Here is a 22,825-nt window from a genome sequence, read left to right as displayed (position 1 = left end):
ATACCATAGACGAGGTGAATAATACCGCCGCCTCAGGACGTGCGAAATTCTATAGGGAGAGCATATACTCAGCCGCGTGATCTCATTTCAACCATCCAGAGGGGGGACATTCATGGGACAGCCACGCATTGCAGCCAAAGAGCCGGCCGTGATTACGTTGGAACCAGGAACCTACTACTGGTGCTCCTGCGGGCGCTCGCGAGACCAACCGTTCTGTGACGGGTCTCATGAAGGCACTGGGTTTGAGCCGCTTGAGTTTACCCTGGATGAAAAAAAGGAGGTCGCGTTGTGCCGGTGCAAGCACACCAAGACTCCGCCGTTCTGCGACGGGACGCACCAAACACTCTGACGGGCCCGGCGAGGTTTCCAGCAGGCTGCTTACCTGTGAGACCCCTTGAGCTGTCGTTGATCGGTAGTCCATACTTGGTCGTATGGATCAGGCGGCCATACTTCCCTGTGAGACCCTCGCGGAGCGCTATCAGGCGCTTTTAGAAGTCGCCCAAGCGATCTCTGCAGAACGAGACCTGGATCGGCTCTTCTACGATTTAGCCCATCGCCTACCTCGGGTCGTGCAGGTCAATTATGTCGATCTCTCCCTCCATGATCCTGTCAAGAAAGTCATGCGTCTGCATACCATTCAGGCGAACGTGCCGGCTGACCTCGTAGGGGGGCATGAAGTCCCGATCGACGACTGTCCCTCCGGATTAGTTTGGCAGCAACAACAGCCAATCCTTGTGTCCAAATTGACGGAGGAGCGACGATGGCCGACGGTCATGGGCCATATGAAGGAAGATGGGACAGAGTCGTTTTGCTTTGTTCCGCTCACCACGGCGAGAGGGCGGTTGGGCGCCATGGGGTTCTTGAGTTTGAAGGCAGAGGCTTATAGCGATAGGGATATAGAGTTTCTTCAACAAGTGGCTCAACAAGTGGCGGTTGCGGTCGAAAACGCCTTGGCGTTCAAACAGATTGCCGAGCTCAAAGACAGACTGGCGAAGGAGAAGCTTTACCTCGAAGAGGAGCTTCGTCTCGAACATGGGTTTGACGATATCATCGGCGACAGTGATGCGTTAAAGCAGGTGCTGAAGCAAGTCGAGGTCGTGGCTCCGACCGATTCGACCGTGCTGATCCAGGGGGAAACCGGAACGGGCAAGGAACTCATCGCTCGAGCCGTCCATCGGTTGAGCGGACGCAGCGAGCGCACCTTCGTCAAGCTGAACTGTGCCGCCATTCCAACTGGGCTGTTGGAAAGCGAGCTCTTCGGGCATGAACGAGGGGCTTTCACGGGCGCGATTTCTCAAAAAGCCGGTCGATTCGAGTTGGCCGATAAAGGCACGATCTTTCTCGATGAGGTGGGAGAAATTCCGTTGGAGTTACAATCGAAGCTGCTTCGTGTGTTGCAGGAGCAGGAATTTGAGCGGCTGGGTAGCACGAAAACCATTCGCGTGGACGTACGCTTAGTCGCTGCTACGAATCGGGACCTCAAACGTTTGGTGGAGGAGCGGCAGTTTCGGAGTGACTTGTACTATCGGTTGAATGTCTTCCCTGTCATCTTGCCGCCGCTCCGCGAACGCCCCGAAGACATCCCTATCCTGGTCCGCTATTTTACGCAGCACTATGCGGTTCGCATGAAAAAGAACATCCAAACGGTACCAACCGAGACGATTGATCTGCTCTCCCGGTACGCTTGGCCGGGCAATATCCGTGAGCTGGAGAATCTGGTCGAGCGGTCCGTCATTCTCACGCAAGGGACCGATCTGCAGATGCCGATCAGTGAGCTTCAGATGGAGAGGCGTCCGGCCACCGTCCAGACAGCAACGCTTGAAGAGATTGAGCGTGAGCAAATCCTGCGTGTGCTGGATGAAACAAGGTGGGTCATCGGCGGTCCCGCCGGTGCCGCTGCTCGGTTAGGCCTCAAGCGAACGACCCTCCAGTCCAAAATGCAGAGACTCGGTATTTCTCGCCCCGATAGTCCCGGTCCCGACCCTTCGTAGCCTCTCTCGGGCAAGTGTTTCGTGATGCCATCATTTAGGATTCGGGCTTGTGCCGATCCCTCGGCACTGTGCCGTAAGCTCGGCAGATCGCCTCGATTGCTTCGGGCGAGGGCTCCCCTCGCCGATGTGTATTCTCCATTAATTGCAATGGCTTCGGTGGTGCCTGCGTGAGGAAGTGCGTAGGAACATAAGTTGCCACAGCATTGAGTGAGCTCTTACACAAGGGAGGTCGATCATGGCGACAGCGGTTGAATTGACGAAGAACGAGCGGACTGGGCGCAATCGACTGGAACGGGACTCTATCTTCAATTCCATAAGTTGTCCCAGATGCACAGGACTCATGGTTGTGGAACAGGGTTTCGAGTCCATGCTCGGTAGCAGTGAAGCCGATGTGTTGCTCCGACGGTGTGTGCAGTGCGGCGACATTGTTGATCCTGTGATTCTGCAGAATCGGCGATCGCAGCGCGGCAGTGAACTGGCGACGAGTCAGAAGTGAGTGAGCTGATGGGAAGAGTATCATGACGGCATTCTTCAAAACAGATGATTCATGGGCCGGTCTCATTCTTCGAGTTGGACTTGGGAGCGTGATGTTCGCGCATGGCGCGCAAAAGTTATTGGGCTGGTTTGGCGGAAACGGTTTCGCAGGGACGATGGGGTTTTTTACCCAAAACGCGGGGCTCCCCTGGCTGGTTGCTTTCCTCGTCATCATCGGGGAGGCCTTCGGCAGCCTGGGGTTGGTTGTTGGATTTCTGACGAGATTCACGGCGGCAAGCTTCATCGTCATCATGCTGGGGGCGATCGCAACCGTGCACTGGCCGCATGGGTTTTTCATGAACTGGTTCGGCCAACAGCAGGGAGAGGGCTTTGAATATCATCTACTCGTGATCACGATGAGCGCCACCCTGGTGATCATCGGTGGAGGGAAGTGGGCTATGGATGGCGTGATCGCTCGTTGGCTTCAGGCGCGTGAAAGCGCTCCTCCACATTCGATGAGGAAGGTTGCTCACGGATTGCGGATGTTCTGAGCGAAGGTCGGGAACGCCGAATGAAGAGGGCCGGACAGAGGCCAGGTTTGTATTGAAGCAACTGAAAGGAGAGCGTCATGTGGCTGATCATTCTCCTTCTGTTGAACGTGATAGCGGTGATCGCGATGTCGGTACTGGCTTGAAGCAGGTGACGGGACGAAGAGGCGCTCGACGAACATGTTGAAGATTACCGAACAACGAGGCCCACAACCGGACGCTCTGTCACTGAGGCTCGAAGGGCGACTCGCCGGCCCATGGGTCGAAGAGCTGAGGGCCAGTTGTCGTCAGATGTCCGTCAGGCAGCAGCGTTGCGTGATGATCGATTTGACCGGTGTGACGTTCATCGATGCCGACGGCAAGGCACTGTTGGCTCGTCTGTGGCGGCAAGGGGCGGAGCTGCGGGCGTCCGGCTGTTTGACGAGGTGTGTCGTCGAAGAAATCAGAAGAAACCAGCCGGGCGGACCTTCAGAAAGAATCGCGACGAGCTGATTTAAGAATTGATGAAAGCGGATGTCGGCGGTTGATCATTGTCATGGTGCCGGTAATCCGTGTTCGTCCGGACTTGCCGCCGTCTCATCTGGCTGAGTACAATGACACGTTTGTCCTGTAGCGGAAACCTTGTGAGAATTGCAAAGTAGGGTGGGTCGTATGGAGAAGGATCATCAATCTATGGGGTATGTCGCAGCGGGGCTTGTCTTTGTGGCAATGGCAGTCTCAGCCGCTTGTAGACAAGAAGCCGAGTCGATGCCGGCACCGGAGGTATCGCAGGTCGAGATCGTCACCGTGCAAACGCAGAGCATCCCCGATGAACCGGAGTTTATCGGTCAGGCCGAAGCGTCTCGTCCGGTGGAAATCCGTCCGCAAGTGACGGGGATTTTGAAGGCGGTCTTATATCCGGAAGGACGCGACGTGAAGCAAGGAGACCGTCTGTATCAGATTGAGCCCGTTCCCTTCAAGGCGGCGGTTGCGAGTGCCAAGGCCAAGATTGCGCAGGCGGAGGCTCGCATGGTCCAAGCCAAGCAGGACCTGGCTCGAGTGAAACCGTTGCTTGCCGAACAGGCAGTCAGCCAGAAGGACGTCGACGATGCCGTTGCCGGGCAACTATCGGCCAATGCCGCGCTGGAAGGCGCGCATGCCGATCTCATCAAGGCCCAATTCGATCTGGATAACACTCTCATCACGGCTCCCATCAGCGGGATTATCGAGCGCAGCCGTTACTATGAAGGACGGTTGGTGTCGGCTCAGACCGATCTGCTGACCATGATCCATCGAGTCGATCCGATGTACGTGGTTGTGAACGTTCCCGAGCTGTTCATCCTACAACGGCGGCGGGACATCGAGGCGAAGAGAATTACCCATCCAGGAGACTACAAGTTGCGAGGTCGACTTACGTTCATGGATGGCACGGCCTATCCACAAGAAGGGGTCCTTGATTTGTTGGAGCCCGGTTTGCGATCGGAAACCAGTTCGCGTCAAATCAGAATTACCTTCCCAAATCCGAAGCGAGCCCTTCTGCCGGGGCAATTTGTGAAGGTCCGATTTACCGGTGATACAAAAACAGACGCGGTCCTCATTCCCCAACGAGCCGTGATGCAAAGTCCACAAGGCCCCTTTGTCTATGTGGTCAACCCGGACGAGAAGATTGAGATTCGAGACGTGACGGCTTCCGATTGGAAAGGAAGCCAGTGGATCATCGACAGAGGTCTGCATGCGGGCGATCGGGTGGTCGTGAACGGCTTAATGAAGATCGGTCCGGGCGCTCCCGTAAAGGCTGTTCCCTGGGTCGCGGCGAATGCCTCCGCTACGGAGTCTGCCCCCAACCTTCCTCAGGATCATTTGTGATCTCGAATGTTTTTATCGATCGGCCGATTCTTGCGTCGGTCATCTCGGTCGTTGTGGTCGTCATGGGGCTGCTCTCCGCGCAGTTCCTTCCGGTCGCGCAATTTCCTGAAATCACCCCGCCGGTGGTGCAGATCGACGCGGACTATCTCGGTGCCAGCGCGGAGGTCGCTGCTGAAGGGGTCGCCCGTCCGATCGAGGTCCAGCTCCCGGGCGTTGATAATCTGCTGTATTACGAATCGTCCAGCAGTAACGACGGCCACGTCACGATCAAGCTGACGTTTGAGATCGGCACAAACCCGGACATCGCTCAGGTTCAAACGCAGAACCGTGAAAAACTCGCTGAGCCGCAGCTTCCTCCGGAAGTGGTTCGTCAGGGCATCTCCGTCAAGAAGATGTCTCCCGATCTCGTGTTCGTCATTGCACTCAATTCGACCGATCCCCGGCACGATGCCGTCTTCCTCTCGAACTATGCCACGCTTCGGCTCGTCGATGAATTGAAACGCGTCAAAGGCGTGGGGGATGTGGTGGTGTTCGGGCAGCATAACTATAGTATGCGGATCATCCTCAACCCGCTGCTGATGGCAAAGTTGGACCTTGTCCCGAGTGATGTCATCGCGATCATTCGTGAACAGAATCGCGATAATCCCTCCGGAACGATCGGGAGGGAACCGGCACCGAAGGGGACCGAACTGACGATCCCGATCATTGCAAAAGGCCGTCTCACGGAGGTGAAGGACTTCGAAGATTTAATCGTGCGGGCACTGCCGGACGGCTCGCTTGTGAGGCTCAGGGACGTGGCGCGCATCGAACTGGGGGCTCAAGCCTATGGCTTGGAAGGCCGACAGAACGGCAAGCCGACGACCTTCATGCTGACGTTCTTGTCTCCCGGAGCGAATGCACTCGATACCGTGCGTCGCACGAGAGCGAAGATGGACGAGCTGGCCCAGAATTTTCCCCCCGGCGTGTCGTATGACTCCCCGTACGACACCACACGTTTCATCGAAGTCTCGATCAAGGAAGTGGTCAAGACATTGATGGAAGCGATGGTGCTGGTGGTGTTCGTCGTGTACCTGTTCCTGCAGACTTGGCGGGCAACCATCATTCCAACCGTCGCCGTGCCCGTCTCCTTGATCGGCACCTTCATCGGGCTCTATGCCCTCGGCTTCTCCATCAATACGATCACCCTGTTCGGGATGGTTCTGGCGATAGGGATTGTGGTGGACGACGCCATCGTAGTGGTTGAGAACGTTGAGCGACATATGCGTGAGGATCGGCTTCCTCCAAAAGAGGCGGCCAAGAGGGCCATGAGCGAGGTGACTGAGCCCATCATCGCGATCGTGTTGGTCTTGGTATCCGTCTTCGCCCCCGTCGGGTTTATCGGCGGGATCACAGGGGCCCTCTATAAGCAATTTGCCGCCACGATCGCGATCTCGGTGACGGTTTCGGGGTTCGTGGCGCTGACGCTCAGCCCTGCGCTCTGCGGTGTCGTGCTCACACAGCAGCATCGGAAACGGAGCAGGTTCTGGGAACTTTTTGATCGCTTCTTCAGCCGGACGCAATCTGGATATACGAGCTCGATCGCCGCTCTCGTCGTGAGGCCGCTTCGTGTCATGGCGGTCTTCGCGTTACTCGTCGTCGTGTCCATCGGACTCTACCAGAAGTTGCCGGGTAGTTTCCTACCGGAGGAAGATCAAGGCTACTTCATCGTCATCGCACAACTGCCGGACGGTGCATCGACGCAGCGGACGGAGGCGGTTCTCGAACGGGTCGAGCGGTTTTTTCAGCCGATCCCGGCGGTTCATTCAACCGATGCCTTGGTCGGACAGAATTTCGTGTTCAGCACTAGAGGGCCGAACACTGCGACGATGTTTGTGCCGTTGAGGTTATGGGATGAACGGCCGGAGCCTCAGTACCATGTGAAAGCGCTTATCGGCGCTGCCTATGGGGAGTTTGCAAAAATTCCGGAAGCTCTGCTCCTTGCATTCAATGCGCCCTCGATTCGCGGAGTGGGTGCCGTCGGCGGCTTCTCGGCGCAGATCCAAGATCCGAGCGGCGGCGATTTCAATAAATTCGCCATGGTCGCGCAGCAATTCGTCGAGCGGGCGAAAAAAGAACCGGCGATCGGACGCGTCGGGACGAATTTTCGTGTCTCCTCGCCCAGGCTCTATGCCGACGTGAATCGAGAACGGGTGAAGTCGTTGGGAATTCCGATTTCGGATGTCTTTGATACACTGCAAGCGTACTTCGGCAATTACTACATTAACGACTTCGTCAAATTCGGCCGTGTGTATCACGTTCAGACGGAAGCAGACGCCGAGTATCGGTCGACACCTCAGGACCTCTCGAAAATCTATGTGCGTGCCCGAAGCGCGAGGGGTATCAATATGATCCCGCTCGATACAGTCGTGACGCCGAAGTATCAGAGCGGGCCGGATCCTGTGAATCACTTCAACGGCTACAATACGGCACTGTTGCTGGGTGCTGCTGCGCCTGGCTTCAGTTCAGGTCAAGCACTCGAGGCGTTGGAACGGGTCGCGGAAGAAGTGCTGGATCCGCAAGGCTATGCCATCGATTGGAGCAATATCTCTTTTCAGGAACGTCGGGTCGGTGGTCAATCAGGCCAAGTCTTTGCCATCGGGCTATTGATGGTCTTTCTCGTCTTGGCTGCACAGTTCGAGAGTTGGGTGGTGCCGTTTGCCGTCATTCTCGCCGTCCCGTTCGCCGTGTTCGGTGCGCTGACGGCTGTCTGGCTTCGAGGGTTCGAAAACGACATCTATTTCCAGATCGGTCTCGTGACGTTGATCGGACTTGCCGCCAAAAATGCCATCCTGATCGTCGAATTTGCCAACACCCGTTATGAAGCGGGGCGACCTCTCATTGAAGCGGCGGTGGAGGCGGCCCGTTTGCGGTTTCGTCCGATCATTATGACGTCAATGGCCTTCATCTTCGGTATGTTCCCATTGGTCATTGCTTCAGGCGCCGGGGCTGCCAGCCGCCAGTCGATCGGCACCGGGGTTCTCGGCGGGATGTTCGCGGCCACGTTTTTGGCGATCTTCTTCGTGCCGTTGTTTTTTGTGTTGCTGAGAAAGATGACTCGGCGTAAAGAGCAACCGGGAGTAAGAGTGGATCAAAGGGTGATGTTGAACCTCACGTCGGAGGAAAAGTCCTAACATGCGTACGATCTTGGCCATCGGACTTGCGTGTCTTCTTCTATCCTGTGCTATGGGTCCTGATTACACCAGGCCCAAGGCCGACACAGAGAATGCTTTCCGCATGGCGGAAGGTCCGTCGGACCTGCCCTCAATGGCGAATCTGCCATGGTGGGATCTTCTGCGTGATGAACAGCTGCAGCGGCTCATTCGGGCGGCTCTTGAGAACAATTGGGATCTCCGGCGGGCCGTTGCGACCATCGATGAGTTTCGGGCAAGGGCCCTCATCGCCCGAACGGACTTTTTACCGCAAATCACGGCCGCAGTGAACGCGCCGGCCGCCCGTCGCACAGTGTTCTTGGTTCCCGGCTTTCCCAATCCGTTCAACTATTACTTCGAAGGCAACATGTCGTGGGAGCTGGATCTGTGGGGCCGCATCAGACGAGCCAACGAGGCGGCTCGCGCCGACTTGTTGTCCAAGGAAGAGAACCGCCGTGCGGTGGCGATTCAACTGGTCAGCACAGTGGCCGAAACCTACTTCAATCTTCTCCAGTTCGACCTCCAGCTCGATATCGCAAAGCGAACGCTGCAATCCTGGGAAGAGTCCGTGCGGATTGCCCAAGCACGGTTGCGCCAGGGGATGACTTCCAAACTGGACGCCGATCAGTTTGAAGCGGAACGAGCCAATGCGGCGGCCCGTACGGCGGAACTCCAACGACGGATGGTTCAAACCGAGAACGAGTTGAGCGTGCTCCTGGGCCGCAAACCCTTCAGCATGGCCCGCGGCCGTTCATTGGACGAGCAAGCACTGCCCCCGAACGTTCCCGCAGGCTTGCCGTCCGAGCTGTTGCAGCGCCGTCCCGATGTGGCGGTTGCCGAACGGCAGTTGGCGGCCGCCAACGCCCGTATCGGAGCCGCCAAGGCCGCGCGATTCCCCAAAATCACGTTGACCGCGATGGCCGGTGCGGCTAATCCCGCATTGCAATCGATCTTCGCAAGTACGGGCCACTTCGGTGTGCTCGGCGCCGCGTTGGCGGCTCCTATCTTCAATGCTCAAATACTGGGTTTCGAGCAGGAAACGGTGGAAGCTCAAACCAAGGAGGCATTGGCACAGTATCAACAGACGGTGTTGACGGCCTTTCGTGAAGTCGAGGACTCGCTCATCGCCGTTCGGACGGCACGCAGTCAGGGCGAGTCCCAGCAACAACAGGTCACGGCGCTGCAGTCGGCGTTGAAACTCGCCGAACTTCGCTATAGAGGAGGCCTGGCAAACTATCTTGACGTCCTCGTCGCGCGGAGAAATCTGTTCGAGGCGGAGCTGGCCTTGACCAGTACGCGACGGTTGCTGCTCTCCTCAATTGTGCAGCTGTACAGGGCACTCGGAGGTGGGTGGTCTCCCGAGAGCCAACCGGGCGAGAATCCGAAGAAGGATAGTGGCCATGGAGAAGCCCGCGCATACGCAGTATCCAATCCATGACTTGCTCGCTTGGCGTTGGAGTTCGCGCGCCTTCGATGAGCGACCTATAGGGTCCGATCTATTACGAACTCTTTTCGAAGCGGCTCGATGGGCGCCTTCGTCGAATAACGAGCAGCCGTGGCGATTTATCGTGGCGAGTAAGCACGACCACGAAACGGAATGGAAGCGGCTGTTTGATTGTCTGGCGGAGGGGAACCGGAGGTGGGCTTTCCGCGCGCCGGTGCTGATGCTCTCGGTCGCCGGCATGAATTTCGAGGATGACGGCAAGCCGAACCGGCATGCCTTTCACGATACGGGATTGGCGGCGGAGAATCTCGTCTTGCAAGCAACTGCCGGCGGCTTGGCCGCTCATCAGATGGCAGGTTTCGACGTGGAGAAGGCGCGGGTCGATCTCAAGATTCCTTCGGGCTACGAACCGGTTGCGATGATCGCCATCGGCTATCCAGGTGATCCAGCTGCGCTTCCAGAGCGGCTGCGAGAGCGTGAATTCCGGCCCCGGAGTCGCCGGCCGATTGGAGAATGGACATTCTTCGGACAGTGGGGGAATCCCATCGCATAACAGGATTACCCACATTATTCATGACAGTTTGTCGCGAAATTGCGGAGTCGCCAGGCGAGACGGGCGCGCGGAGCCGCGAGGAAGGGAGGCAGACTTGAAACAGTCTGTTGACCGACCGAGCGGCGAGTCCGCCCGCCAACATGCAGCTGAGCCGCATGTCGGCTAGTCGCAGCGGCGAGTCCACAATTGCAGCAGAAGTGCTCATGAACAATGTGGGTTAAAGAGGAGCCGAGCGGATGAAATCATTGAGCGGGAAAGTGGCGATTGTGACGGGGGCCTCCACCGGAATCGGTCGCTCGATTGCGGAGCGATTGGCCGAAGAAGGCGCGATCGTCGTGGTGAACTATTCGAAGAGTGCGGAGAAAGCTCAACTGGTCGTTGCGGGAATCCAAGGCAAAGGCGGTAAGGCACTCGCGGTCCAAGCCGACATGAGTCATGTGGCGGACGCGCGCCGGCTCGTCGTCGATACGGTGAAACAGTTCAACCGGTTGGATATTCTCGTGAACAACGCGGGCAAGTTCATGCCGAAGCCGCTTGAGGAAACGACCGAGGAAGACTTTGATGGCGTGATCGCCCTGAATGCCAAGGGACCGTACTTTGCCATGCAGGAAGCGGCCAGAGCGCTGAAGGACGGCGGGCGTATCGTGAATATCTCAACCGGTGGGACACATCAGCGCTTTCCTGGAGCCACGGCCTATCTCGGAAGCAAGGCGGCGCTGGAGCAATACACCAAGGGATTGGCGCAAGAGTTGGCTCCAAGGGGGATCACGGTGAATACGGTCTCGCCGGGTTTCACCGAGACCGGGATGATGACGGAAGAGTATCGGCAGATGGGCATCGAGCTCTCGCCTATGAAGCGGCTCGGTGTGCCAAAAGATATTGCCGACGTGGTGGCGTTCATCGTGAGCGAGGAGGCTCGATGGCTCACAGGGCAGACGATCCAGGCCGGTGGTGGGATTGTCATGTGACGTACAACGAGACCGACTGTAATCCTGGTTTAGAAAGGGGTGACCATCATGGCTGAGAGAAAAATCATCGCCGTCGTGGGTGCAACCGGTATGCAGGGTGGAGGGCTGGTGCGGGCAATCGTGAACGATCCAGACAAGACCTTTGTCGCTCGTGCATTGACGAGGGATGTGAATTCGGACAAAGCCAAGGCTCTCGTCAAGCTTGGCGCTGAAGTAGTACCTGCCGATCTGGACGATGCGGCCGGTCTGAAGCGCGCCTTCGCGGGCGCCTACGGAGTTTTCTGTCTGACCAATTTCTGGGAACATCTTTCTCCGGAAAAAGAATATGCGCAGGCGAAGAGTCAAGCGGAAGCGGCGAAGGAAGCAGGTGTGCGACATGTGATCTGGTCGACGTTGGAAGATACACGCAAGTGGGTGCCTCTGTCGGATAACCGTATGCCGACGTTGATGGGTAAGTACAAAGTTCCACACTTTGATGTGAAGGGAGAAGTAGAGCGAGAGTTCACCAAGTTGGGGCTTCCCGTGACCTTTCTGTTGACGTCCTTTTATTGGGACAATTTGATCTCCTTCGGAATGGGACCGAAGAGAGCTTCGGACGGCACCTTGCTGTTTACCCTGCCCATGGGAGACAGAAAGCTGCCGGGGATCGCGGTCGAGGACATCGGCAAGTGTGCCTTTGGAATTTTCAGGAGAGGTCAAGAATACATCGGAAAGACGGTCGGGATTGCCGGTGAACATTTGACCGGCCAAGAAATGGCGGCGGCGATGGCCAAGGCCATGGGGCAACCTGTGGGGTACAATGCGGTGACTCCGGAACAGTATCGAGCGTTCGGTTTCAAGGGCGCGGATGACCTCGGCAACATGTTTCAGTTCAAGCGCGATTTCAATGAGGCATTCTGTGGGGCGCGCAATCCAGCCGTTGCGAGGAGCTTGAATTCCGAACTCCAGACGTTCGATGCCTGGCTGGCGCAGAACAAGAGCCGCATTCCACTGACGTAATGGGTCACCTCGATTCTGAACCGACCGACTATCTTTCCCAGGTTGACCCAGTCATGTGTCGGTTGATCGAGGCGATTGGTCCGTTCACGCTGAAGCCGAAAGCGCGCCGTTCGCCGTTCGAATCGCTTGCCCGCGCGATCGCCTATCAACAGCTCCATGACAAAGCTGCGGAGAGCATCCTCAAGCGATTCATTGCGCTCTTTCCAGGGCGGAGATTTCCTCGCCCGGATGAGCTGCTCGGCATGCATATGAGATCAGTCAGGCAAGCCGGCTTCTCGCGACCGAAGATTTTGGCGCTTCGCGATCTGGCTGCAAAGACCCTCGATGGCACTGTGCCGACAAGCCGTATGATCAGGCAATTGGCTGATGAGGCGATTATCCGGCGGCTGGTGGAAGTCCGAGGCATCGGGCGATGGACGGTCGAGATGCTGCTGATTTTTCAGTTGGGGCGTCCTGATGTGTTGCCGGTCGATGATTTCGGCCTGCGCAATGGTTTCCGCATAGCCTACCGACGGCCCACCATGCCCACGCCAAAACAGCTGTTACAATATGGCGAGCGATGGAAGCCCTATCGGACGACAGCCTCCTGGTACCTCTGGCGTGCAGCGGACCGAGCGAAGGCGGGATCGTGATGTATTGGAGCAGGAGTTCAATGCACGTCTCTCATCGAAGAGTTCACCCTAAAGCTCAGCCGCCGCTGCAAGAGAGCTGCTGAAGCGCTGAGTTAGCCCTGCTGCTTGATGCGTCGCTCATACTCATCATGAGGTCCGACCCAAACCCACACGAAATCTGGCCCATCCTCAACGGCCAGTGCTCGGTGGTGAGGCCCAACCCTCACTGACCACAGCTTGCCGACTTTTTTGAAGTGCAGCGACGGGTGCGCGGGATTTTCTTTCAGGAGGTCGAAGTTGTGTCGGGCCACTCTCTGGACAGCTTCTGGGAGGTTCGCATAGCAAGCCCAAAACCGAGCCGTTGTGCGATGTTTCACAGGTCCTTGAGCGTCCCTTGGGCTTTCTCTTCGAGCGCCTCACGCACCAGGAAATCCAGCGTTCCCGCCGCAGAGTCAGCTTCGATCTCCTTGTCCCACCGTTCCCAATCTTTTTCTGACAACCACCGGGCGAGTTCGGCAAACTCCTCGTGGGGCAGTCTCTCGATTTCTGTTTTGAGTTCGTCTACCCTCGACATGGGTTACCCTCCCCACCAATGTTCCAGACACCAATCCACGGGCCTGACGCCAGGAACGGAGTCCTTCTCGTTCAGGACATCAGTATGCCATGCTCACATGCGAAGCGCCACATCCTACTGCGCGGCGGTGAGCCAGCCCACGTAAGCCTACTGTGAGTCTGGACTATCGGGTACTCCCGCCGGCGTTGCTGCTTCTCTCAACACCTCTTGAGCGAGGGGCACCGGTCTCTTGTGCTGGAGGGGGAAAGGACTGGCGTGGATCTGGAACTCCCACCCATCCGTCTGAAACAGCAAGCCACCCCTTGTCTGGTCAACGAGTTCAGCGACGGAGGCCGAAACTCCGAGACCGTGTGGAACCCTCAACCCTGGAAGCGTGAGCAGCGCGCGATACGGTGTTTTCCCGAAGACAACGATTCGCGGCGGCTGCAGTAGAACGTTCGCGCTGAGCCGCCGAAGCAAGCGGCGAAGCCCGCTTGCGAAGGTCCGTCTTCAGCGCGGGGTTAGCACCTTCAATAGAACTTGGACTGTTCCTCGATGGCAGCACTTTTGTTGCCCTTGTGTTTGCAAACGAGCAACCAGTAGCCCTCTCGTGAGCGGTTGATGGACCGCTGATCCATGTTCCCCTTCATCAGTCGGATCTCCTCATGAAGGTCTTTCTCTGCATCAGAAAACTGTTGCAACCCGATTCGTGCCATCGCCCGCAAAGTCCGGGGAGATAGGTCGCCATGAGCGACAGGATCGTATTGATGACCCTCAGAGAAAAAAGCATTGATATCGCCAATGGCTTCTTTGTAACACCCTGCGTAATAAGAGGCTCGGGCACGCATATGCAGAGCTCCGTCGTTATATGCCCTCGTTCCAATAATGGTTGTCAATTCACCAATTACGCTTTCCCATATGCGGGGACATGGGTCGTCGCTGGGCAAATCGCGCATTTGCTGCATTGCCGAGTTGAAAGATTTGATAGCTGCTACCATCATTTCCTTGGGATCTTTTTGCAGCTTGCCTCTGGGCGACCAGCTCATGAAGCCCATATTCGAGACCTCCTTGCATTTTGATACCTGTTGCTAACGCTCAGCATCAGCGGCGGCGCGCAGCGCCGTCCGCTGCATGCTGCTGTTGGGCAGTACGTCACTGCGGCCACCATCAGACTCACGCCAGATGCACCTGCGTCTTGCCCAGTTCAGCGCCATTCTTAAGTCAACTCCTTTGCGCTCTTGCCGCCTGCCTGCCGCAGCATGGTGATGACTCTAGCCCTCTTATCCTCAGGCATGTTGGTCCGATTCTCCGTGACATTATCGAGCGCTGTCTGTCTGAAGTCATTGACTAGATTCACCAGTGCACCGTGCTTCAATAGTTCCTCAACGATCTCCACGTACCCCCATGCCGCAGCCTCCATGAGCGCCGTGTGGTTGTAGGGCGCCTTCCAGTTGACGTTCGCGCCATTAGAAAGAGACATTTGGACTGTCATCAGGTCACCGCTAGCGGCTGCCGCGTGCATGCCGATGCTGAATCGGTTTCGATGTACAAACTCGCGGTTCTCCATCAGGGGGTCGGTCTCTGGACGACGACGAAGCATCTCATCGAATCCCCCGTTTTCCAATTGATGAGGAAAGCCGCGAGCCCGATCCCCGCACCAACTATGAAGCCCGGCTGACCATACATGACTACGCCCAACAGAGGTGTAGCAATCGTTATGAGGCTGAGTATCGCGTTCATTCGAATTCCTCGGAATGAGCTGTCGAGATGTCAGGTGCCGAAATAGCTTCCAACGGCGTAGATCAACGCAGCCACGACGCAATACACGGCAAAACGCATCATGGTGACGAACTGCTCTGCTCCCCCGGCGTGCCCTCCCATCCCACGCATGCCCGTAACGTCCGGCAACGCCCAAGCGAAGCCGCCCAAGCCGGCTACACAGACGGCAGCCAGGCCTATCCCGAAGAAACCGAAAACTCCGGCCAAGAGCAGCATGGCTATGGCCACGATAGGCGCGAGAAACTCGGGTATTTCAGACTTCATTCATCTGCCCAACCAGTTATTAGACAGTTATGCACGCTAGCAAAAAGATTTCGATACCGTCAATCACGAAGACGGATAGTTTGACATATCTCTTTAATATCATTCATGATTCGAAACGACTAACATGCGATTTTAATCGACCATGGCGGACTCGACAAAACGTCTCGATTCTAACGTTCCTGGTAATTTTTACGTGGATGCGACCTGCATCAATTGCGACACCTGTCGCCAGTTGGCGCCGCTGAGCTTCGAAGAAGTCGGCGACTATTCAACGGTCAGTCGTCAGCCGGGTACTGAACCACAGATTCATCAAGCGTACCAGGCATTGCTTGCTTGTCCCGTGGGTTCGATCGGCACTGAACACAGCGACAAGGCACGATTGCAAACCGCTATGGCGAGCTTTCCCCTCCAGATCGAGAACGGGGTGAGTTATTGCGGCTTCAATTCGGAGAAATCCTTCGGAGCGAATAGTTTTTTCATTGAACATCAGGACGGCAACTGGCTGATCGATTCTCCTCGGTACCTCAAGCATCTCGTTGAAGCCTTTGAGCGGCGAGGAGGTATCGCCCATATCTTTCTGACCCACAGGGATGACGTGGCGGATGCGGATAAGTATGCGGCGCATTTCGGCGCGAAGCGCATCATCCATCAGGCGGACAGCGATGTTGCTCCGACTGCAGAACGGATGATTGGAGGGGAAGAGCCGGTTCGAGTTGGAGCAGAGTTTCAAATCATTCCCGTGCCGGGCCATACGGCCGGGAGTATGGCGCTGCTCTATCGGGAGCGTTTTCTCTTCACCGGCGATCATCTCTGGTGGAACCACCACACAAGATCACTGGAGGCTCCTACTCGGTTGATCTGGAGAAAATGGGCTTTGGTTGAGTCCATCGAAAAACTGCTTGACTACCCGTTTGAATGGGTACTGGCCGGACACGGCGATCGTGTGCGCCTCTCTTCGGCCGACATGCGCGCGTGTTTACAGGCCTTGGTGGAGCGCCGCAAGAAGGGCACTGTCTCACCGTAGTGATGCGCACGTCCGTTTTTCATTGGATTGATCGCAATATTCTCTCTCTCGGCCGCGAGATGCGGTTGTCCTATCTCCCGCCGCTCATGGTCTACGTGGCCTACGGTATTTCTGGTCTCACCGGGATCGTCGGGACTTTTTTCGTCAAAGATTACCTCGGACTCTCCGCTGCATTTCTCGCCGCGCTCGGTTTTTGGGCCGGGATTCCCTGGGCCCTCAAGATGCCGATCGGCCACACGGTCGATCTCCTGTGGCGGTGGAAGAGCTGGCTCGTTGGGCTGGGTGCAGGGCTGTTGACGATCAGCCTCGGTATCATGGCCCTGTTGATCGGTAACCGCGAAGCGATGACGACTATATTGTCGGCGGAAATTTGGTATGTCCTTAGTGTGTTGCTGGCTCCCATCGGGTACGTCATTCAAGACGTCGTTGCAGACGCCATGACCGTCGAAGCGGTTCCTCGTGTCGACGATCAGGGACGCCCATTCGATGATCAAACGCGCAAGCTGATGCATACTACAATGCAGACACTCGGACGTGTTGCCATTGTCGGCGGCGGTATCCTCGTGGCGCTCATTAACGTGTACGTCTTCAGTGGGACGGAGGGGCTGCCGCAGGCGGAACTCGTTCGGTTGTACAAGAACATCTATTTGATGGCCATGGTGATCCCGGTCGTCTCTGTGGTGGGGGTCGGATTAGCGTGGTGGCTCAAGCGGCGGCAGATGCAGCGATTTGTTCAGGAAGGATTCTCACGGGAGCAGGCCCGGCAGATGGTGGATGTACGTGATGTGGAGAACGAACCGACGAAACCGAATTGGTGGATCCTCGGTGGAAGTTTGGCCTTTGTCCTTTTCACGTTGACAGTGGGATTGGGCGGATTTCCTTATCGAGAGGAGATCGTGTTCGCCGGTTCGATGAGCATCGTGCTGTTCTTGATGTCGAAACTCGTTCGGGAACTGGAACCGGATAAGCGGCTCACCTTGGTCGGCACCGCCGCGGTCATCTTCGCCTTGCGTGCGATTCCAGGACCTGGCCCAGGATCGACCTGGTGGATGATCGATGACCTGAAGTTCGATCAACAATTCCTGTCCGTCCTCTCCTTGATCGGCGGCATTTTGGCCTTGGTGGGCATGTTCGCCTTTCGGCGCTTCATGGCCGAACGTTCGATCATGTATGTGGTCGGATTTTTAACCGTCGTCGGGACTATCCTCTCTCTACCGATCGTGAGTATGTACTACGGATTACACGAATGGACGTCGAAGGCGACCGGTGGAATCGTCGATGCCAGGTTCATCGCTTTGGTCGACACGGCACTGGAATCGCCGCTCGTGCAGATCTCCATGATTCCGATGTTGACCTGGATCGCGAACTCCGCTCCGGCCAATCTGAAAGCCACCTTCTTTGCCGTGATGGCTTCCTTCACCAACCTCGCGCTTTCCTTCAGCCAGCTCGGCACCAAGTATCTCAACGAGATCTTCGTCGTCACCAGGGAGGTACGTGATCAAACGACCAGTGCTCTCCAGACTCCAGCCGATTACAGCCAGCTTGGCGATCTCTTGATCACGCAATTGCTGATCGGACTGGCTCTTCCCTTCTCCGCCATCCTGTTTGCGAAACTCACCAAGTTTAAGAGCGCGTAAGCCTCTGCTGCAACGGTTGCTGGGAAGGAATTGGCACGAAATGTGTGCGCCCCTGGCCCACTTTCCAATGATGGCGAGCTTCAGCTGCAGCGGCCTTCCCAACAGTTTCTTGCTCTTGCACTCTTCGCATTCCTCGTTGAAGCTTGCCGATCGGGTGCAGGTGCACTTGCACTGAGAGGAACAGGCCTGACATGGCCGATACATTGGAAGACCGCGCCGCAATTTATAGTTGCCCTTGATGTGACCAGTTGTGTATTCATCGTCTCATTGCCTCATCTCTGACCAGTTTGTTATGCTTTGCACAGGCATTGAATGAGGCGTCCATGAAACTCAAAGTGGTGTTGGAACCAAGCGACGACGGCGGGTTTACAGTTTTTGTTCCCGCCCTTCCTGGGTGTATCAGCGAAGGAGAGAACAAAGAAGAGGCGATCAAGAACATTCGAGAGGCCATCGAGCTGTACTTGGAACCTGTTGAAGATGATCTGACCCTGAGCTCCGAGGCTGAGGAGATCGAGCTGGCCGTATGAGTAAAGTCCCGAGCCTCTCGTACCTCGAGGTGCTTCGGGCTCTGCAGCGAGATGGCTGGGTGATCGTCCGTCAGAAGGGCAGCCACATCCGCCTGCAGAAGCGCCTTCCCACGGAAGTGTTGAAAATCACCGTTCCGGCTCATCGTCCTCTCAAACGGTCCACACTTGCTCACCTTCTCAAACAAGCACGATTGTCGGTCGAGCAATTGAACGGGTTGCTGTAGTCCTAAGCCATGTCGACGTGATGTCAAGCGGCTATCGCTAGGCTTCGTTCTCCGTATCACCACGAAGCGGTTCTTCGTGGAGCCCTTTGGCATAGGAACACAATATTTCGAAAAGCTCCATGCTCCTGAGCTGAACAAAATTGATTTCGACCGGTACAAAATGTTGCCCCTGCATGGAAAACATCAGGACCGTATCGATCTGATGAAGTAACAAAACCCAGAGAACACCTATCTCGGCTGGTATGCGCGACAGTTCAAATAGTAGCCAGCTCTCTTCCTGACTGTGGAAGCTGTGTGGCAGCGATTATGAAGCTACGTTTCCTGCCATGACTTGGGCAAGTGCGAAGACTCAGCACCGGCTGTTCAGACAGCGGCCGATTACAGCCAACTTGGCGATCTCTTGATCACGCAACTGGTGATCGGACTGGCTCTTCCCTTCTCCGCCATCCTGTTTGCGAAACTCACCAAGTTCAAGAGTGCGTGAGAGTGTGACATGTTGTCTCAGTAGATCGGGCAAGCCCTCGGGTGTTGCAAAGTGAGACAGCTCCTCAGAGCAGTATCTTTTTAGATTCATCGTGGATGAATCGGATTGGATACACCTGAAACCGCTGCTAAGTGTTTCTCCCAGCCATCATATTGAATTCAGGCTGAAATGTTCTCAAGAGTCGATGCCGATGGCCGAGCATCAAATTTGCTGATTGTGTGCGAATGGTCACACTTTGTGTGAGCGATCTATTAGCAGGCTGCGGAAAAACTCGATTTGTCTGCTTCGACAGGCTCAGCACGAACGGAAAACCTCAGCAAATTCAATGACCGCTCCGTTCGTCCTGAGGCTCTCGAAGGAGGAAGGGAGGGTTTTTCCGAAGCCTGTTAGGTTTACTTTTCGACTGTATTTGTCTATAAGGATTTCTCAGCAGAACAAATACTTCCAAGTTAGGGCTCGGGTCGATTTCTGCGATCGAGGGGATGTCGTCATCCATAGGCTCTTGTGAGGTCATCGATGATGATCCACTCCCAAGGTATCAACATTGTCATTGTTCATCGAGATGGCTTGTATCGAGACTGTCTGCAGCATTGTTTAGCGCATGCCGAACCGATTTCGATCGTGCATAGTGCATCTGTGCTCGATCAAGGAGCCTGGGATACGGTTGTTGCGCACAGACCAGATCTCCTCATCCTCGAATTCGGCTTATGTCGATGTCAAGGACCTGTTCAGTCAGGAAAAGGAATGTACGCATCTTCACTGAGGGTGAAGACGATCGTGATTGGGGTGCCGGATAAGGAGGAAGATATTCTTGCCTGCATCGAAGGAGTGGGGGCAGCTGGATATCTATCGATGGATGCCTCGCTTGAAGATCTGATCCAGAACATAAGAGCCGTCATGAAGGGGGAAACACTGTGCTCTCCACGGGTTGCGAGTCTGACGTTTGACCGTGTCTCAGTCTTGGCCCGCCAAGTGGGTGTGGCTCAGGCTTCGACGACGGTTGGAATGGGCCTCACTCGACGTGAAGCGGAGATTGTACGTTTGATAGAAGAAGGTTTGAGCAATAAAGAAATTGCTGCTCGACTCCATATCGAAGTTTCGACAGTCAAGAACCATGTCCATAACATCCTCGATAAGCTGCAGTTGCACAATCGACATTCCGCGGTGAACTATATCAAAGAACGAGGTGCCACCGGACCTCGATTCTGAGCCTCTCCTCTGTTGCGCGGCTGCATGAGGTTTTGCGATTCAGATCATGCCGCAAAATCTTGCTTAGACCGAAAGAGATCTAGATTCGCGTAGATCCATTTTGTTGTCGTCTCTAGATCCAAGTAGATCCGGCGATCTATTGGTCCTCCAGAATCTCTTCTCTACCATGTGTCATGTCACACCATTGCGGGGAACTCTTGTGGATAGAATCCGCGTGCTGATTGGGAATCATCCCATGATGATTCCCGATGCCGTCCGCCAGATGATTGCGAATCAAGACGATATGGAACTGGTGGGGGATTGCCGCGGTCCGATGAACATTCTTCAAGAAACAGGCAAGGTCAAGGCCGATGTCGTCATCTTGGCTCAAGAAGGTCAAGAAGAGCTGGGTCTTTGTAGCCAACTCCTGGCGATCTATCCGGACCTCACCATTGTGAGCGTAGCCCCTGACCTAAACATAGCGTTTACCCAGCAGCTCTGTTCGTGCCGAAGGAGGGTGATCAATGGCGATCGGCTGGACATTATACAGACAATGAGAATGGCGGTGAGACAGCCGTGCGCAGAGAGGTAGATATGATGGAGCCGTTGCCTCTCCCTATTGCGGGCGAACATGGACATGGAGGGTGTCTCTGACGAGGTCGCGTTGTCTGTCGACGTGACCTAGACCGACCTGTTTAACCTGACGGTGAGCGATGAGTCCGTATGAAGACGCAGATGCCACGTTCATAGTCGGAAAGAAAAGGGGCCCATGCCATTTCATCTCATCAAAGGAACCTTCCACGTCGTGGGCTACTCGCCGGATGGAGACTCAATCCGCTTCAAAGCCGACGATCGCAATAATTGGAACTTGCTCAACGGCCCCCGGTTGGGCTGAATGCCAGAGAGCACGCCCAACTCAGGATCGAAGCGATCGATATCCTGGAGACGCACTATCAAGGACGCCATCAATCGCTGAAATTGGTCCACAAGGCCTTGCGGTTTCTACTCGATGAACTCGAGATCAAGAAGGTCAAGTTCGACAAGGGAGCTAAAGTCGTCTCCGCGCAGGACGGTACGCGCGGGCACATCCTGTCGCGCGCGATTGAAAAGTATCGCCGGCCGGTCTCCTTCGTGTTTGCGGGGGACGCCGAAGAGGAGGATGGGACGGAGGTGTTTCTTCGGCCGGACCGTCTGGAAGAAAGCGTGACCTATAAGTCGGCGCTGGAAGGGCTGGCCTATCCGACTTATTACACAGGACTCTTTTCTGATCTGAGGGAAAAAATCACGTCGGCGGTGGCGCAGGCTCGAAAGGGGGGTGGCAAAGGTATCTGGTCAAAGGATAAGACGACGAAAGGGTTTACGGTTTCAAGTCTCTCGTCTGTCACTGAGAAACACGTCATCCTGCCCAAACTCTTTCGCCGCATCGTGAACTTCATCGGAAACGGCGGGAACATCGATGGCTTCAAGGACTTCCTTGCCGCCAATCCGGACCCGGTCGTGGAGTTGAAGAATGGCCATTTCACCAATCTCGACACCTTCATCGAAGTGACAGGAGAGGATGTCAGACTCACGGTCAACCCTGAGGATCTGGTGTTTGTCGAAAAGTAAGCAACAGGACTGGGGCGACAGATTGCACAGTCGGTCTATGGAAGCATCGGCCATGAATAGTTCCTCTGTTAGGCAGGCGACTCAAGCAACGAAAAGCAGGACCACAGGCTTTAACGAACAGTCTAAACAGAGGGAGATACGATGCCGACATCCAAACTGAATACCTGCTGAGCCTCTCTTCAGTCGCGCGGCTGCACGAGGTCTTGTGTATCAGGTCAAGCCGCCAGATCTTGCCTAGCCCACATTATTCGTGAGCACTTCTGCTGCAATTGCGGGTTCGCCGCTGCGACAAGCCAACATGCGGCTTCAGTGGCATGTTGGCGGGCGGACTCGCCGCTCGGTCGGTCAACAGACTGTTTCAAGTCTGCCTCCCTTCCTCGCGGCTCCGTGCGCCAGTCTCGCCTGGCGACTCCGCAATTTCGCGACGAACCGTCATGAATAATGTGGGCTAGGTCAGAAGAGATCTAGATGCGCATAGATCCATTTTGTTGCTGTCTCTAGATCCAAATGGATCCAGCGATCTATTGGCCCGCCACAATCTCTTCTTTACTGTGCCATATCAGAGCAATGTAAGGAACCCTTGTGGACGAGCCGAGTATTTGCAGTCAACTATTGGGTGAGTATCCAGGCTTGATCATAGGGAAGCAACAGCTGACTTAACACGAACTAACAGTCTAGCGGAGGAGACCAATGCCGACATCACCGACCTATCCAGGTGTGTACATCGAGGAGATTCCAAGTGGCGTACGCACGATAACGGGCGTTGCCACATCGATTGCTGCGTTTGTGGGATGGGCACCGAAAGGCCCAACCGACCACGCTGAGCTCGTCCTCAGCTGGCCTGATTTCGATCGCAAGTTCGGTGGGTTGAACCAGAACAGCCTGATGAGCTACGCCGTCTATCACTTCTTTTCCA

The 22,825-nt window shown here is 55.8% G+C and carries 24 protein-coding genes; 20 read left to right on the top strand and 4 right to left on the bottom strand.

Going from position 1 to position 22,825, the window contains the following annotated elements:
* The first annotated feature begins 112 nt into the window (after nt 1–112).
* From P0120_21965 to P0120_21910, 12 genes are all read left to right on the top strand, one after another.
* Nucleotides 113–349, top strand: a complete 237-nt coding sequence (locus P0120_21965) for a CDGSH iron-sulfur domain-containing protein (protein ID MDF0676974.1) — start codon at nt 113–115, stop codon at nt 347–349.
* An 82-nt stretch (nt 350–431) separates the two neighbouring features.
* A complete protein-coding gene (locus tag P0120_21960) occupies nt 432–1,991 on the top strand; it encodes a sigma 54-interacting transcriptional regulator (GenBank protein ID MDF0676973.1) in 1,560 nt (519 codons plus the stop codon).
* Between the two features lie 235 nt (nt 1,992–2,226).
* Entirely contained in the window at nt 2,227–2,487 is a 261-nt protein-coding gene (locus P0120_21955; protein MDF0676972.1) for a hypothetical protein, read from the top strand.
* A 22-nt stretch (nt 2,488–2,509) separates the two neighbouring features.
* Entirely contained in the window at nt 2,510–3,016 is a 507-nt protein-coding gene (locus P0120_21950) for a DoxX family protein (protein MDF0676971.1), read from the top strand.
* A gap of 177 nt (nt 3,017–3,193) precedes the next feature.
* Nucleotides 3,194–3,505, top strand: a complete 312-nt coding sequence (locus P0120_21945; protein ID MDF0676970.1) for a hypothetical protein — start codon at nt 3,194–3,196, stop codon at nt 3,503–3,505.
* Nucleotides 3,506–3,664: 159 nt separating this feature from the next.
* Nucleotides 3,665–4,858, top strand: coding sequence for an efflux RND transporter periplasmic adaptor subunit (locus P0120_21940; GenBank protein MDF0676969.1), 1,194 nt, complete (start codon nt 3,665–3,667; stop codon nt 4,856–4,858).
* Nucleotides 4,855–8,028: a multidrug efflux RND transporter permease subunit gene (locus tag P0120_21935; protein ID MDF0676968.1), complete on the top strand. Its 3,174-nt coding sequence runs from the start codon at nt 4,855–4,857 to the stop codon at nt 8,026–8,028. Before P0120_21940 ends, P0120_21935 begins: the two co-directional genes overlap by 4 nt.
* 1 nt (nt 8,029) lies before the next feature.
* Nucleotides 8,030–9,484: an efflux transporter outer membrane subunit gene (locus tag P0120_21930; protein ID MDF0676967.1), complete on the top strand. Its 1,455-nt coding sequence runs from the start codon at nt 8,030–8,032 to the stop codon at nt 9,482–9,484.
* Nucleotides 9,447–10,043, top strand: a complete 597-nt coding sequence (locus P0120_21925; GenBank protein ID MDF0676966.1) for a nitroreductase family protein — start codon at nt 9,447–9,449, stop codon at nt 10,041–10,043. Before P0120_21930 ends, P0120_21925 begins: the two co-directional genes overlap by 38 nt.
* 236 nt (nt 10,044–10,279) lie before the next feature.
* Nucleotides 10,280–11,011, top strand: a complete 732-nt coding sequence (locus tag P0120_21920; GenBank protein ID MDF0676965.1) for a glucose 1-dehydrogenase — start codon at nt 10,280–10,282, stop codon at nt 11,009–11,011.
* Between the two features lie 48 nt (nt 11,012–11,059).
* Entirely contained in the window at nt 11,060–12,010 is a 951-nt protein-coding gene (locus P0120_21915; GenBank protein ID MDF0676964.1) for an NmrA/HSCARG family protein, read from the top strand.
* On the top strand, nt 12,010–12,642 hold the full coding sequence (locus tag P0120_21910) for a DNA-3-methyladenine glycosylase 2 family protein (protein MDF0676963.1): 633 nt from the start codon (nt 12,010–12,012) through the stop codon (nt 12,640–12,642). Before P0120_21915 ends, P0120_21910 begins: the two co-directional genes overlap by 1 nt.
* Before the next feature lie 352 nt (nt 12,643–12,994).
* On the opposite strand, the gene P0120_21905 is transcribed toward P0120_21910, so the two are convergent.
* The 4 genes from P0120_21905 to P0120_21890 form a co-directional block, all read right to left on the bottom strand.
* Nucleotides 12,995–13,195 (bottom strand): hypothetical protein, encoded by a 201-nt coding sequence (locus P0120_21905; protein ID MDF0676962.1) that lies wholly within the window; start codon nt 13,193–13,195, stop codon nt 12,995–12,997.
* Nucleotides 13,196–13,704: 509 nt separating this feature from the next.
* A complete protein-coding gene (locus P0120_21900) occupies nt 13,705–14,229 on the bottom strand; it encodes a hypothetical protein (GenBank protein MDF0676961.1) in 525 nt (174 codons plus the stop codon).
* A 161-nt stretch (nt 14,230–14,390) separates the two neighbouring features.
* Nucleotides 14,391–14,696: an ankyrin repeat domain-containing protein gene (locus P0120_21895; protein ID MDF0676960.1), complete on the bottom strand. Its 306-nt coding sequence runs from the start codon at nt 14,694–14,696 to the stop codon at nt 14,391–14,393.
* A 248-nt stretch (nt 14,697–14,944) separates the two neighbouring features.
* On the bottom strand, nt 14,945–15,217 hold the full coding sequence (locus P0120_21890) for a hypothetical protein (GenBank protein MDF0676959.1): 273 nt from the start codon (nt 15,215–15,217) through the stop codon (nt 14,945–14,947).
* A 142-nt stretch (nt 15,218–15,359) separates the two neighbouring features.
* Between P0120_21890 and P0120_21885 the strand changes: the two genes are divergently transcribed.
* The 8 genes from P0120_21885 to P0120_21850 form a co-directional block, all read left to right on the top strand.
* Nucleotides 15,360–16,241, top strand: coding sequence for an MBL fold metallo-hydrolase (locus tag P0120_21885; GenBank protein ID MDF0676958.1), 882 nt, complete (start codon nt 15,360–15,362; stop codon nt 16,239–16,241).
* A gap of 2 nt (nt 16,242–16,243) precedes the next feature.
* Complete coding sequence (locus P0120_21880) at nt 16,244–17,878, top strand: hypothetical protein (GenBank protein MDF0676957.1); 1,635 nt, start codon at nt 16,244–16,246, stop codon at nt 17,876–17,878.
* Nucleotides 17,879–18,201: 323 nt separating this feature from the next.
* Nucleotides 18,202–18,405: a type II toxin-antitoxin system HicB family antitoxin gene (locus P0120_21875; protein ID MDF0676956.1), complete on the top strand. Its 204-nt coding sequence runs from the start codon at nt 18,202–18,204 to the stop codon at nt 18,403–18,405.
* On the top strand, nt 18,402–18,629 hold the full coding sequence (locus tag P0120_21870; GenBank protein MDF0676955.1) for a type II toxin-antitoxin system HicA family toxin: 228 nt from the start codon (nt 18,402–18,404) through the stop codon (nt 18,627–18,629). The genes P0120_21875 and P0120_21870 overlap by 4 nt, the downstream gene beginning before the upstream one ends.
* Before the next feature lie 1,000 nt (nt 18,630–19,629).
* Nucleotides 19,630–20,322, top strand: coding sequence for a response regulator transcription factor (locus tag P0120_21865; GenBank protein ID MDF0676954.1), 693 nt, complete (start codon nt 19,630–19,632; stop codon nt 20,320–20,322).
* 235 nt (nt 20,323–20,557) lie between these two features.
* Nucleotides 20,558–20,893, top strand: a complete 336-nt coding sequence (locus P0120_21860; protein MDF0676953.1) for a hypothetical protein — start codon at nt 20,558–20,560, stop codon at nt 20,891–20,893.
* A gap of 269 nt (nt 20,894–21,162) precedes the next feature.
* Nucleotides 21,163–21,909, top strand: coding sequence for a hypothetical protein (locus P0120_21855; protein ID MDF0676952.1), 747 nt, complete (start codon nt 21,163–21,165; stop codon nt 21,907–21,909).
* Nucleotides 21,910–22,599: 690 nt separating this feature from the next.
* Nucleotides 22,600–22,825, top strand: a 226-nt coding sequence (locus tag P0120_21850) for a phage tail sheath family protein (protein ID MDF0676951.1), incomplete at its 3' end; no start/stop codon positions are given.

The sequence above is a fragment of the Nitrospira sp. genome (assembly GCA_029194675.1).
GTDB lineage: Bacteria > Nitrospirota > Nitrospiria > Nitrospirales > Nitrospiraceae > Nitrospira_D.
Note: the sequence above shows the minus strand (reverse complement) of the source record. Positions and strands in the feature narration are given on the sequence as shown.